Genomic DNA, 13,482 nt, shown 5'->3' on the forward strand with positions numbered 1-13,482 from the left:
TGTGAGTAATCATACACTCAAAGTCAGGTGGCCAGATTCACTATGCCACTACATTCAGTGCAAAAGCCAGCAGGCGAATCATCATGCGCTCGTCGTTTTCTGACGGGTGCTGGGCTACCGTGAGCTGATGATCTGCATAATAATGCCTGTCCATATCGGCAATATTGAGCGTGGCTTTAAAAATGGTTGCTTTGAGCGCCATGGCGGTCCTGCATTGGTATCAATATGTTGGTTTGCGTTAGTGTAATGCAATTCTTTGGGTGATGAGCAAAACGGCATGTCGATGTTGCGCGGTTTTTTGATACTGGTTTTGTTTTTTCTCTTTGGCGAGGCGCTGCGGTTGGTGTTTCTGATACCGGTCAGTGGCGGTGTGCTGGGTATGATTCTGATGACCTTTACGCTGATGTTGCGGGGCAACGTGAGCAATGAATTGGCATCGGCCAGCCAAGCGCTGATTTCGGTGTTGGTGTTGTTGATCATGCCGGGTGTGGTGGGGGTGTTTTTTATGGCCTCACATTTTTCTGGGCAATGGTTGGCCGTGGCAGCAGCCTTGCTATTGGGCACCTTTTTGAGTGTTCTGACCACCGTGTTTCTTATGAAAGCCATGGTTCGGTTGGCTGCGCGGGAGCGTGCAAATGACTGAGCTTGCCGAGCGCGTTCTCTCTCTTCCCGATACCCTGTCTGTCGGCCCGATGCTTGCGATTGGGCTCACGTTGAGCGCTTTTTTTGCGGGCAACTGGCTGTTTGCGCGCATTGGTCGACCGTTGTGGATGCCACCGGTGGTGCTATCCGCCGTAATGTTGGCTGCGGCGATCGCCATTCTATCGGTCGACTATGTCAGCTATCAGGAGGGTGCTCTCTGGATCACCGTGTTGCTCGGGCCTGCAACGGTAGCTTTGGGCATTCCGCTGTATCAGCAGATCCATCATATACGGGCCATGTGGCTCCCTATTGTTGTCACGTTGCCGTTGGCGGCAACCTTGGCGGGGGTTTATGCGGTAGTGATTGCCTGGGCAATGGGCGCAACGCCAGAGGTGCTTGCGTCGCTGGCGCCGAAATCTGTGACTGCCCCGATTGCCATAGGTATCACCAAGCAGCTAGGCGGCTCGGTGCCCTTGTTGATGGGTGGACTGCTGATAACCGGGGTGGTTGCGACCTTGTTTGTGGACTTGCTGGCGAAATGGGCCTCGATTGAGGACGAGCGCATTCTTGGGTTTGCCCTTGGTCTTAATGGTCACGCTATTGGAACGGCTAGAGCGTTTGAGATTAGCCACACTGCGGGTGCTTTCGCGTCGCTGGGTATGGGTTTAACTGGCGTGTTTACCGCACTTATATTGCCCCTGGTTTTTCGCCTTTAAAGGTTGGTAGCGGCTTGCTGAAAAAGCCGTTATTCAGTTCACGAATAGCCGCAAGTTGTAATTTCGATTGCCGTAAGTAGTTTCCGCGACTAACTTTCACAGGAGACGTCTGGGGCGCCTGAGCCCCGGTTTGCCAGAAAGAACGCCATAAAAAATGCCGTAAACATTCGCAAAACAACAACGGAAAACCCAATGAAAAAACTACTTGCAGCTATAGTCGGGTCCATGGCGCTGGCCACGGCTCCTGTGGCCCTGTCTGCCGAGGCGACGAAAGAGATTAAGATGGCGTACGACGCCGATCCGGTCACCCTCGATATTCATGAGCAGCTCTCCGGCGGCATTTTGCAGTTGTCCCATATGTCTTTTGATCCGTTGGTGCGCTGGACAAAAGATCTTGGCTTTGAGGCCCGCCTGGCAGAAAGCTGGGAGCGTGTTGATGATAAAACCATGCGTTTCAAACTCCGTGAAGGGGTGAAGTTCCATTCCGGTAACGAGCTCACGACCAAAGATGTGAAATTTACTTATGTTCGTTTGAAAGAAAGCCAAGGCTTCAAGGCCATCTTTAAACCGTTTAGTGGCATTAATGTTATTGACGATTACACCTTTGAATTGGTGACCAACGATCCGTTCCCACTGCTGCTCAATACCGCGACCTACATTTTCCCGCTGGACAGCGAGTTTTATTCTGGCGAGACCGAAGATGGTAAGAAGAAAGACGCCATTTTGAAGCACGGCAGTTCGTTTGCTTCAGATAATTTATCCGGCACCGGCCCTTATACGGTCAAATCACGCCAACAGGGCGTGCGCATGGAGTTCGAACGCTTTGCGGATTACTGGGATGAAGATTCTCCCGGCAACGTTAAGAAAATCGTGCTAACCCCGATCAAAGAAAATAACACCCGTGTGTCAGCGTTGTTGTCTGGCGGCGTGGACTTTATCGCACCAGTGCCGCCTACGGATCTTGCCCGCATCAAGCGTGACAAGAACACAGATCTGGTCACCATGAGTGGCACCCGCATTATCTTGTTTCATCTGAACCAGGAGCGGGTTGAGGCGTTCAAGAATCCAAAGGTACGCCAGGCAGTAGCCTACGCAATTAATCAAGAAGGTATTGCCGCCAAGATTATGAAAGGCTTTGCCACGCCCGCGTCCCAGTTGTCACCGGCTGGCTATCAGGGCCACAACGAATCTCTGAAGCTGCGTTATGACGTGGAAAAAGCTCAGCAGTTGATGAAAGAAGCCGGTTACGAGGATGGCTTCACCATCACCATGATGGCCCCGAACAATCGCTACGTGAACGATGACAAAATCGCTCAAGCTGCGGCTGCCATGCTGGCCCGCATCAACATCAAGGTGGATCTCAAAACCCTGCCGAAAGCCCAGTACTGGCCTGAGTTTGATAATCGCTCGGGCGATATGATGCTGATTGGCTGGCATGCAGACACCGAAGATTCTGCCAACTTTTATGAGTTTCTAACCTTCTGCACCGAAGCGGGCAGTGGCGCTGGCCAGTACAATGCCGGTAATTACTGTAACCCGGAAATCGACGCTCTGGTTGACAAAGCCAGCGTTGAAACCGATGTGGAAAAGCGTACCGCGATGCTGCAGGACGTGGAAAAACGCCTGTATGACGATGCCGCGTTCGTTCCGCTGCATTGGCAGGATCTGGCTTGGGCGAGCAAGAAGAACGTAAAGATTGAGCCGATTCTGAACGTGATGAATTTCCCTTATATGGGTGACTTGGTTGTAGAGTAAGCGGGGCACCCCCTCTCGCCAAACCTCTCTCCCGTCCTTCTCTAGGGATAAGGGAGAGAGGCATTTAAGCATTCACCAACGGTAAATCCTTCATGTTAGCGTTTTTGGTTCAGCGGATATCCCAGGCCGTACTGGTTATGTTCGTGATCAGTGTGATCGCGTTTGCTATCCAGGATGGCTTGGGGGACCCACTTCAGGAAATGGTAGGTATGTCCGTCTCCATGGAGGAGCGGGAAGCCCTGCGCGACGAGCTAGGGTTGAACGATTCCATGGTGATTCAGTACCTGCGGTTTGCAGGCAATGCAATTCAGGGGGATCTGGGTAACTCCTATTTTTACGGCAAGCCCACCCTTGAGGTGATTTCTGAACATCTGCCGGCGACGCTGGAGCTGGTAATCGGGTCCAGCCTGATCATCATGCTGTTGTCGGTGCCTATCGGTGTCTATGCCGCTATTCGGCCACGGGCATTGTTGGCCAAATTTTTTATGGGCGTGAGCACCGTTGGCATATCCATCCCGGTATTCCTCACCGCCATCGTTCTTATCCAGATATATTCCATCGGCGTGACTGTTGCGTGGTTTCCCGTGGATACCGGCTGGGGGCAGTGGCTGAACGGCGCACTAAGCACCGAAGGTGGCCTGCCGTCCTATGGCCGCGGCGAGGATTTGACTCATCTGTTTGGCACTTGGTATTCCGGCTTCTTCTCGAAGAATGGTTTGCTGCATCTGGTGCTGCCTTGCGTGTCTCTGGCATCCATTATGCTGCCGCTGTTCATCCGCCTGATTCGGGCAGAAATGATGGAGGTGCTGCAAAGTGACTACATTCGCTACGCCCGGGCCAAGGGCCTGAGTTCGGTGCGGATCAACTTTCTTCATGCCCTCAAGAACACCATGTTGCCGGTTATCACCGTAGGCGGTGTGCAGATTGGCGTTATGGTGGCCTATACGATTCTTACAGAAACCGTGTTCCAGTGGCCGGGTGTCGGGCTGATGTTTCTGGAAGCCATCACCCGTAGCGATATTCCTCTGATCGTTGCTTACCTGATGGTGGTGGGCCTGATTTTTGTAATCACTAACACGCTGGTGGATCTGGTTTACGGGCTGGTGAACCCCACGGTTAAACTGACAGGTAAGAAAGCATGACAACAGCGACTCTTTCACGCTGGGATCGCTTTCGCGAGTCCTTTCTCTGGTACAGCTTCAAGCGCGACAAGGTTGCGATTGTCAGCTTTGTTGTACTGCTACTGATGGTACTGGCGGCCATTTTTGCGCCTATGCTGGCCCCGACAGATCCTTACGATCTGGCACAGATCAATATAATGAACTCTGAAATGCCACCGGTGGGTATGGAGGGTGCGGATCCAGCGTTCCCTATGGGCACAGATGCCCAGGGCAGGGACATGCTCTCCACCATTTTGTACGGTACCCGGGTGTCTCTGTTGATCGGCTTTGGTGCTGTGGTGCTGCAAGCAGCACTTGGCATTGTGTTCGGGCTGCTGGCGGGCTATCTGGGCGGTCGGGTAGATTCTGTTCTGATGCGCATTGCCGATGTTCAGCTGTCGTTCTCTACTTTGATGGTCGCGATTATTGTGGGTGCGGTTTTCAAGGCCAGCTTTGGCAATCTGATGTTTGGTGAAATCGCGATTTACATGCTGATCTTCATCATCGGTGTTGCTGAGTGGCCGCAGATTGCTCGCACTGTGCGGGCGTCCGTGCTGGCGGAGAAAAAGAAAGAATATGTGGATGCGGCCAAGGTGATGGGCTTCCGCACCAATCGCATTATGTTTCGCCATATTCTGCCCAACACGTTGTCCCCGATTTTTGTCATTGCCACGGTGCAGATTGCCAACGCGATTATCTCTGAGGCGGCTTTGTCGTTCCTCGGGCTTGGCATGCCCGAAACCCAGCCGTCTCTGGGCTCGCTGATTAAATCCGGTTTTGACTACATCCAGAGCGGCTCCTGGTGGATTACGCTGCTTCCCGGCTTAGTGCTGGTCGTGCTCGTGCTGGTCATCAACCTGTTGGGTGACTGGTTGCGGGATGTTATGAACCCACGGCTGTACAAGGGCTAGAGAAACAAGGGTAAGAGAACCATGAAAAGCGACACGCCATTGCTGGAAGTAAAAGATCTGGATGTCCGGTTTGCCGTGCGCGGCGGCGATCTAACAGCCCTGCGCGGTATCAGTTTCAGCCTGGATAGGGGGGAGCGTCTAGGACTGGTGGGGGAGTCTGGTGCCGGTAAATCGGTGGCAGCCTTCTCGATCCTCAACTTAATTGCCAACCCAGGTTATATCGCCGGGGGGCAGATCCTGTTTGAAGGCAGGGACCTGGCTGCCATGGGCGAACGCGAGCTACGCAAAATTCGCGGTAATCGCATTGCCATGATTTTTCAGGATCCGATGATGACGCTTAACCCAGTGTTGAGTATTGGTACTCAGATGGTTGAGGCTATCAAAGCGCATCGCCGGATCAGCACGAAAGCGGCAAGGGATATCGCACTAGGCAAACTGCGCAAGGTGCAGATCCCTTCACCGGAAAAACGGCTCGATCAGTATCCCCATGAATTATCAGGTGGTATGCGCCAGCGGGTGATTATTGCCATTGCGCTGTTGCTGGATCCGGAAATCATCGTTGCCGATGAACCCACCACGGCGCTGGATGTGACCATACAGGCCGAAATCATGGCGCTGTTGTTGGATTTGTGCGAACAGGAAAATGTAGCGCTGATGCTAATAACCCACGATTTGGGTGTCGTATCCCAAGTAACCCAGCGCATGTTGGTGATGTATTCCGGTCGCATAATCGAGCAGGGGCCAACTCGGGAGATCATTAACGATGCCCAGCACCCGTATACCCAAGGGCTGATCAATGCGTTGCCGCAGATGGGCGAGCCAGGTGCGCGGCTGTTCCAGATTCCCGGATCTATGCCGTCGTTGAGTAAGGTACCTACGGGTTGCCCGTTCCATCCGCGCTGTAAGTTCGCTACCGACCAATGTCGGCAAACCATGCCCGAGTACGTGCGCTCCGGGAGCGTAGATGTGGCGTGTTATGAGGTCAGCAACTTGATAGAGCAGGAGAAGCACATGCAGGAGGCCGGATCATGACCTCCCCGTTGGTAGACATTCGCGGGCTGGAAAAGCGGTTTGATCTGTCTGGCAACTTGCTAGAGCAGATCACTTTCAACAATGGTCGCCTCCAGCGCAAGCAGGAAGCGGTTCACGCCATTAATGGTGTTGATCTGCAGGTGCAACAAGGCGAGGCGTTATGTGTGGTGGGAGAATCTGGCTGCGGCAAGTCCACCATCGCCCGCACCGTTATGGGCTTGCTGTCGCCCAGCGGAGGCGAGGTGCATTACGATGGCCAGCGTATCGATAATCTCAAAGGTCGGGATGTGCTGCAGTACCGTCGCAAAATGCAGATGATTTTTCAGAATCCATATGCATCCCTGAACCCACGCATGACAATTCAGCAAACCTTGGAAGAGCCGATTCATTTTCATCGCCCGGAGTTGGCCCGCAGCGAGGTGCGCGGCAAGGTTCAGGAAGTCATGGCGTCTGTGGGTATAGATCCGGATTGGGGGAGCCGTTTTGGCCATGAATTCTCTGGCGGTCAGCGCCAGCGTATTGCCATAGCCCGCGCCCTGGCGGTAGACCCTGAGTTTATTGTGGCAGATGAGCCGATTTCGGCTCTGGATGTGTCCATTCAGGCGCAGGTGCTGAACCTTCTGATGGACGCGCAGGAAACCCGCAACCTGACTTATCTGTTCATTACCCACGATCTGGCAGTGGTAGAGCACTTTGGCACCCGGGTGGCGGTGATGTATCTCGGGCGGGTGTGCGAGCTTGCAGGTACCAAAACACTGTTTGCCGAGCCGCGCCACCCGTACACGCAAGCGTTGCTTTCAGCGATCCCCAAGCTCGAAGACGACAGGCCCAATTACATTCGGCTGCAAGGGGAGGTGCCTACGCCGGTTAACCTGCCATCTGGTTGTGTGTTCCATGGCCGTTGTCCTTATGTAAATGAGCGTTGTCGCCAAGAAATACCCCAGTTGATCGCTACAGATGGCGGTGCGCAGGTTGCCTGCCATGCGGTAGAAGAGGGTCGGTTGTAAGGGGGCAACAGCTTTAGGCTATGATGCGCGCAGCAATAGCCTTCAAAAAGCTGCCACTCTTTAACTGTACTCTTTGCCTATTGGCCGGGGAGCCCATGGAAATACGCTGGTTGGAAGACTTTATGGCGCTGGCCCGCACACGCCATTTCTCACGTGCGGCCGAACTGCGGCATGTCAGCCAGCCCACGTTTAGCCGCCGTATCAAGCTGCTTGAAGACGCCATGGGGGCTACTCTAGTTAATCGGCAGACGTTGCCCCTGTCGCTGACACCCGGTGGAGAGCGCTTTTTGGAAATGTGCCAGCGGGTGACCCGGGACGTTCGGGAAACACGGGACTGCATTGCTGATATGGAAGCGAAAGTGTCTGCGAGCATCAACGTGGGCTCAACCCAGGGACTTTTTTCCCACTTTTATCAAAGCTGGGCTAGCGAAGCGGGTGTTGCAGACCGACTGCAGCTTAATCTCAAAGCGACAAGCTGGGTGGGGGAGCAGTTTTTGGATGCGCTGGATGGCGGCGAGTGTGATCTGGTGCTGTGCTACTGGCACCAGGATTTACCTTGGGGGGGCCGGCTGGGCCGAGGTGAGTACGAATCAATCACTCTTGCCCGCGAGTGGCTGGTGCCGGTGAGTGTTGCAACCGATAGCGGCCAGCCCCGGTTTGCCCTTCCAGGGACGACAGGCCAGACAGTGCCGCTGATTGCCTATCATTCCCGAGGATTTTTACAGTCCGCCATTGAGGCGCATTTGTCGCGGTGTGAAGAACCCGTGAACCTTTTACCATTGAACGAGAACACTCAGTCGGCAAGTGTGAAAGCGCTGGTGAAACAGGGCTTTGGCATGGGCTGGCTGCCCAGCCGGATGACGGAAAAAAGCGAACACTTTGGCAGCCTCACCCGAGCCGGTGATGAACGCTGGGATGTGCCGCTGGAGATCCGCCTGATTCGCTTGCAAGAACCCCGTTCAGACGACCTTTTAACCCTCTGGAAAACACTGGAAAACCAACATGCCTGAAACCGACCTGCTATCCCTTCAGATTGATCATGTGGGTATTCTGCAGAGCCGCTATGAGCAGATTCTGGACGATCACGGCTATGATGGCCTGCTTATCAGTTCAGGCTCAGCCCCCATACGCTATGGCGATGACCAATCTTGGCAGTTTCAGGGCTATGGCCCGTTTCTGCATTGGACGGGGTTAACCGGTTTTGAGCATGCGTGGCTGCTGATCCGCAAAGGCCAAAAGCCATTGCTTTCACTGTATCAGCCGGTTGATTTCTGGCATGCGAGCCTTGAGCTGGAGCAGGAACCCTGGCTGGCAGAATTCGAAGTACGCTTCAGCGAAAGCCGCTTGGCGCCAGAGTTGGCCGGCTTAAGCCAACTGGCGGTTATCGGTGATCCGTGTTTGTTGGCAGACCTGCCTGGTCGCAAAAACTCGGGCGCCCTTTGCGATGCGCTCGATGAAACACGGGTGCACAAGACGGCCTACGAAATAGCCTGTTTGGCCCAGGCCAATAGACTGGCAATGGCCGGTCATCACGCCGCTCGAGATGCATTTTTAGCTGGCGCCAGTGAGTTTGAAGTTAACCTGGCTTACCAGCGCGCAACACTTCAGCGCGAGGCCGATGCGCCTTACCACAGCATTATTGGTGTAAACGAGCATGCGGGCACACTGCATTACCAGTACTACGATACGGTGGCTCCCGCCAGATCCCGTAGTTTGCTAATTGATGCCGGAGTGCGTTTCAGAGGTTACTGCTCCGACATTACTCGCACCACGGCCGGCGTCGGCGAAGGGCGCTTTGGTGCGTTGGTGCAGGGATTGGAGCAGTTGCAGCTCCGCTTGTGTGACATGGTGGCGCCGGGCGTTGATTACCTGGATATCCACCGCAAAACCCATCTAGGTATTGCCGCCTTGCTCAGCGCAGCAGGTCTGGTAAGCGGCCTTAGTGATGACGAAATGGTGTCCGAAGGCGTTACTCAGGCCTTTTTCCCCCACGGCATAGGGCATTTCCTTGGGGTTCAGGTGCACGATGTTGCTGGTAAGCGGGTACAGCCTCCGGCCGACGCGCCCTTTCTTCGGCTGGTGCGAACGTTAGAGCCTGGAATGGTGGTTACCATCGAACCTGGGTTGTATTTCATTCCCTCCTTGCTAGAGCCGCTGCTGTCGGGCTCTCTTGGAAGTCATATTAACCGTTCGTTGGTTGGCGAGCTGCGGGGGTGTGGCGGGATTCGCATAGAAGATAATGTAGTGGTTACCGACTCAGGACGTAGAAATCTGACCCGAGAGGCGGAGGCCTGAAGCAAGCCATTGCACAAAATTAACACAACAGGCTTGCAATTCTTGATGCTAATGACAATAATTATCACTACCTTTAAAGTGTTGGTGAGATTGCATTATGTACGTATGCCTTTGCCACGGAGTCACAGACCGGGACATCCGTGAAGCCGCAGAAAACGGTGTTTCCTCCATGCGCCAACTCGGTAAAGAGTTGGGTGTAGGCACTCAGTGCGGGCGCTGTGCCTGCACCGCTCGGGGCATACTGCGCGAAAGCCGCTCGCCGGATTACATGGCCCTGGCGAACATGCTGGCGAGCCCCGCCTGACGCCTTCTGGGCTTTATTTCCTTTCTGCAATTTTGTAATGCGCCCTAACGCGCTATCCTTGTTGGGTGACGAGAGAGCTTAGAGAGCTTACCGAACCCGAACCAGCCAGCCGAAATGCCTTTCGTTTGAGAAGGTTGAATGCATCGGCTGAGATCAAGGAGTGCTGCAATGAAAGGCGATAAGAAAGTCATCCAGTTTTTGAACAAAGTTCTTGCCAACGAACTGACTGCCATTAACCAGTATTTCTTGCACTCACGCATGTACCGAGATTGGGGTATTACCAAGCTCGCGGCCAAAGAATACGAAGAATCCATCGATGAAATGAAGCACGCCGATCAACTGATCGAGCGCATTCTATTTCTGGAAGGCCTGCCCAACCTGCAAGATCTGAACAAGCTGATGATTGGCGAGCACGTTCAGGAAATGATTGAGTGCGATCTTAAAATTGAACACATCGCCCATGTGGATCTGAAAGAAGCGATTCTGTATTGCGAGTCCGTTCAGGACTTCACCAGCCGTGAATTGTTCCGCAGCATCCTGGACAGCGAAGAAGAGCACATTGACTGGCTCGAAACTCAGCTGGAAATGATCAAGCAGATGGGCATTCAAAATTTCATTCAACTGCAATCTGCCGCAGCGGAGTAAATACCGACAATGGATCTGTCCTGTTTTAAAGCCTACGACCTGCGTGGCAGTGTGCCGGAACAGTTGAATCCGGCTCTGGCCGAGCGCATCGGTCGTGCCTATGTGGAAATTACCGGCGCCAAAAAAGTCATTGTTGGCTACGACATTCGTCTCTCAAGTCACGAAATTACCGAAGCGTTAAGCTCCGGCCTGATGGCGGCGGGCGCGGATGTGTTCGATATCGGCTTGTGCGGCACTGAACACGTGTACTTTGCCACCAGCCATTATGGAATGGACGGCGGCATCATGGTCACCGCCAGCCACAACCCAAAAAATCATAACGGCATGAAAATGGTCGGGCCTGAATCTCGCCCGATCAGCTCCGACAACGGCCTGAATGACATTCGAGACAGAGTGCGCGAACCTTTCGGTGATGCGCAGGTACAGGGCAGGTATGAAACACTGGAAGTTACCAGCGCATACATAGACCATCTGCTGGGATATATAGACGCGGCAGCCCTGGCCCCGATTAAAATTGTCGTCAATGCCGGCAACGGCGGTGGCGGATTGGTGATCGACCAACTCGAAAAGCACCTGCCTTTCGAATTCATCAAAGTGCACCACCAGCCAGACGGCAACTTCCCAAACGGAGTGCCTAACCCCATCCTCGAAGAAAACCGCGCCGCCACTGCGAACGCCGTGATTGAACACGGTGCGGCCATGGGCATTGCCTGGGATGGCGATTTCGACCGGTGCTTCTTCTTCGATGAAAACGGTCGCTTTATTGAAGGTTATTACATAGTTGGTCTACTGGCTGATCAGTTCCTGCGCAAAACCGGGCCTGGCAAAGTCATTCACGACCCCAGACTGACATGGAACACCCTGGACTTGGTAAAAGCTGCCGGCGGCGAGGCCATCGAAAGTAAAACCGGCCACGCCTTCATCAAACAACGCATGCGCGACGAAGACGCCGTGTACGGCGGGGAAATGAGCGCTCATCACTACTTCCGTGATTTCGCCTACTGCGACAGTGGCATGATCCCTTGGTTGTTGCTAGCCGAACGCTTATGCCAATCCGGCAAACCGTTCTCCTCCCTGATCGACGCCCGCATCGAAGCCTACCCGGCCAGCGGCGAAATTAACCGCACCATCGATAACCCACCCAAAGTTATCGCAGCCATCGAAGAAAAATACGGCGCCGACGCAAAACACGTCAGCCACGTAGACGGCCTAAGTGTCGAATTCGACGACTGGCGCTTCAACGTGCGTATGTCCAACACAGAGCCCGTGGTTCGCCTGAACGTGGAAGCCCGTGGTGACATACCGTTGATGAAAGCAAAAACAGAAGAGCTGCTCGCAGAAATGGAGCGCTTGAATAAGTAGTTACTATTAATTGGGTGCCGGGTTAGCTCGGCACCCAAGTTAAAAAGTCAGAGCCAATCGTTCAACATAATCCCAATCCCAAACCGCTCGATTCGATGATTGTAATCAATCAAGCTCTCTCCATACCCGTTGTAATACTGGAAGAACCCCTTAATCGTATCCCCCATCGGAAAACTGTAGCCAAATTCCATTGACGTACGATTATCCGAGCGCAGATTGTTCATAAGCTTCAGAGAGAATGTTCGATCTTCAGCAAGCTTGTAAACGATGTTGTAATTAGCATGCCCCAGATAACGCTCAATATCCGCATTGTCGTCTTTGCTGTTCTCCGGTATTCGATACCATGGCTCTATAACGAATAACCAGCGATCATGGGTAAAGCCAGCGCTTGCCATAACCCGGTTCCAGCTCCGAGAACGGGGTTCCGACTGACCGTTGGATTGATGGTTAATGCCAAGCGTCACGCCACTTAGCGTCACCGCCCCTAGATTCCAGTTCATCTGATGACGCAGGAAAATCTCCGGCTCGTAATTGGTTTCACGAAACGGTGCCGAATCATCCTTGTTATAAACCTGCCAGAACGAGCGCTGGGTATATCCGAACCATAGCGTCGTTCGATCCTCAAACAGCCCAGTTAGCAGAGGAACCTTGAAGCTAATTTGGTACTTGGCTTCTTCATTCTCCAGCTCGTAATCGTAACGGGTAGCGCCTAGCCTTGGACTGACCGCCGTTTGATTCGGGCTGTCCATCCAAGTGACTGGCATGATGTAGGTGGGGCGATAGCTGATAAAACCGCCTGAAAATGAAAATAGCGCCTTCTCTGCCTTCATATATCGGTCGACCATATTGGTCATCGCGCCACTGTCCGGATTATTTTCATCGGATTCGCCCGCCACGCCGTTCCGGGTATTGTGATCGGGAGCCAAAGTGTCGGACGCCTGTTCTGCATTCTCTACCTGTTCCTCGCTGGCCTGGTCCCGGGCGTCTTGGGGATTGTTGAGGGAATCGTAGCAAGCAAGGCGTTGCACGCCTTCTTGGATTAAAGCGCAATCTACCGGTGAATTTTCCTGACCGTCGGCCCTCGGTTTTGCTTCCTCTGCTACTGATAGCGTGGGCCACAGCAGTGCAAATACAATAGCCTGCTGAGCTCTGGAGGTTTGAAATGTGGTCATGCACCGGGTCTCTTTATGTGGCATTGAGGCTGAGCCAAGTACTGGCGATGCCATACACCCAGACGCTGGTCAGGGTTATAGCCAGTAATGAAAAAACAATTTTATGACGAAGCTGGTTGGCGGCACTAACCGCCACAACCCAGCGGAGGTACATAAGGCCAATAAAACTGATGAAAACACCAAGGCTGGCAGCCGCGGGTATCAGCAGCCACGCGGGGTTGATACTATGTTCTGGTTCCGCTTGGCTTGAAAACCAGCCCATAGAGGCCAAAAGCACTGCTAGCGCGCTGAACTCTACAATCAAAAGCGCTTTGCGAAGTGGGTGCGGGGAGGGTTTCTCCGGGTTGTTCATGAATCGTTTCCTGGAAGTTCTGGGTAAGCTGCAACATGGTAACCGGATGGCCGAAAAGAGTCTCCACGCTTACGAAATGGCAATAAAAATGGTGGAAATCAATTTATGATTTTGCTATTCGGTTTTTTT

The 13,482-nt window shown here is 53.4% G+C and carries 14 protein-coding genes and 1 pseudogene; 12 read left to right on the plus strand and 3 right to left on the minus strand.

Translation table 11 applies throughout. The features are described from left to right. Positions 1-52 precede the first annotated feature (52 nt). A pseudogene (locus ACTH3S_RS15255) lies at positions 53-202 on the minus strand (YaeQ family protein); the annotation flags it as partial. 75 nt (positions 203-277) lie between these two features. Between ACTH3S_RS15255 and ACTH3S_RS15260 the strand changes: the two are divergent. From ACTH3S_RS15260 to ACTH3S_RS15315, 12 genes are all read left to right on the plus strand, one after another. After that, positions 278-643, plus strand: coding sequence for a CidA/LrgA family protein (locus ACTH3S_RS15260; RefSeq protein ID WP_441809864.1), 366 nt, complete (start codon positions 278-280; stop codon positions 641-643). After that, on the plus strand, positions 636-1,358 hold the full coding sequence (locus ACTH3S_RS15265) for an LrgB family protein (RefSeq protein ID WP_441809865.1): 723 nt from the start codon (positions 636-638) through the stop codon (positions 1,356-1,358). Before ACTH3S_RS15260 ends, ACTH3S_RS15265 begins: the two co-directional genes overlap by 8 nt. Positions 1,359-1,550: 192 nt before the next feature. Next, complete coding sequence (locus tag ACTH3S_RS15270) at positions 1,551-3,113, plus strand: ABC transporter substrate-binding protein (RefSeq protein WP_441809866.1); 1,563 nt, start codon at positions 1,551-1,553, stop codon at positions 3,111-3,113. Positions 3,114-3,205: 92 nt separating this feature from the next. Further along, positions 3,206-4,255, plus strand: coding sequence for an ABC transporter permease (locus tag ACTH3S_RS15275; protein ID WP_441809867.1), 1,050 nt, complete (start codon positions 3,206-3,208; stop codon positions 4,253-4,255). Then, positions 4,252-5,184, plus strand: a complete 933-nt coding sequence (locus ACTH3S_RS15280) for an ABC transporter permease (protein ID WP_441809868.1) — start codon at positions 4,252-4,254, stop codon at positions 5,182-5,184. Before ACTH3S_RS15275 ends, ACTH3S_RS15280 begins: the two co-directional genes overlap by 4 nt. A 21-nt stretch (positions 5,185-5,205) precedes the next feature. Then, positions 5,206-6,216, plus strand: coding sequence for an ABC transporter ATP-binding protein (locus ACTH3S_RS15285; protein WP_441809869.1), 1,011 nt, complete (start codon positions 5,206-5,208; stop codon positions 6,214-6,216). Beyond that, positions 6,213-7,223 (plus strand): ABC transporter ATP-binding protein, encoded by a 1,011-nt coding sequence (locus ACTH3S_RS15290; RefSeq protein ID WP_441809870.1) that lies wholly within the window; start codon positions 6,213-6,215, stop codon positions 7,221-7,223. Before ACTH3S_RS15285 ends, ACTH3S_RS15290 begins: the two co-directional genes overlap by 4 nt. A 95-nt stretch (positions 7,224-7,318) precedes the next feature. Continuing rightward, entirely contained in the window at positions 7,319-8,233 is a 915-nt protein-coding gene (locus ACTH3S_RS15295) for a LysR family transcriptional regulator (protein WP_441809871.1), read from the plus strand. Beyond that, positions 8,226-9,518: a Xaa-Pro dipeptidase gene (gene pepQ, locus ACTH3S_RS15300; protein ID WP_441809872.1), complete on the plus strand. Its 1,293-nt coding sequence runs from the start codon at positions 8,226-8,228 to the stop codon at positions 9,516-9,518. Before ACTH3S_RS15295 ends, pepQ begins: the two co-directional genes overlap by 8 nt. A 97-nt stretch (positions 9,519-9,615) precedes the next feature. After that, positions 9,616-9,822, plus strand: a complete 207-nt coding sequence (locus tag ACTH3S_RS15305) for a bacterioferritin-associated ferredoxin (protein ID WP_441809873.1) — start codon at positions 9,616-9,618, stop codon at positions 9,820-9,822. A 168-nt stretch (positions 9,823-9,990) separates the two neighbouring features. Beyond that, the gene (bfr, locus tag ACTH3S_RS15310) at positions 9,991-10,467 is read left to right on the plus strand and encodes a bacterioferritin (RefSeq protein WP_441809874.1); all 477 of its coding nucleotides are present in this window, start codon (positions 9,991-9,993) and stop codon (positions 10,465-10,467) included. A gap of 9 nt (positions 10,468-10,476) precedes the next feature. Continuing rightward, positions 10,477-11,829 (plus strand): phosphomannomutase, encoded by a 1,353-nt coding sequence (locus ACTH3S_RS15315; RefSeq protein ID WP_441809875.1) that lies wholly within the window; start codon positions 10,477-10,479, stop codon positions 11,827-11,829. A 47-nt stretch (positions 11,830-11,876) separates the two neighbouring features. Here ACTH3S_RS15315 and ACTH3S_RS15320 read toward each other — a convergent pair whose 3' ends face one another. Continuing rightward, a complete protein-coding gene (locus ACTH3S_RS15320; RefSeq protein WP_441809876.1) occupies positions 11,877-13,001 on the minus strand; it encodes a phospholipase A in 1,125 nt (374 codons plus the stop codon). Between the two features lie 13 nt (positions 13,002-13,014). Then, positions 13,015-13,353: a hypothetical protein gene (locus tag ACTH3S_RS15325; protein ID WP_441809877.1), complete on the minus strand. Its 339-nt coding sequence runs from the start codon at positions 13,351-13,353 to the stop codon at positions 13,015-13,017. Between the last annotated feature and the right edge of the window lie 129 nt (positions 13,354-13,482).

The sequence above is a fragment of the Marinobacter sp. genome, assembly GCF_052094685.1.
Taxonomy (GTDB): domain Bacteria; phylum Pseudomonadota; class Gammaproteobacteria; order Pseudomonadales; family Oleiphilaceae; genus Marinobacter.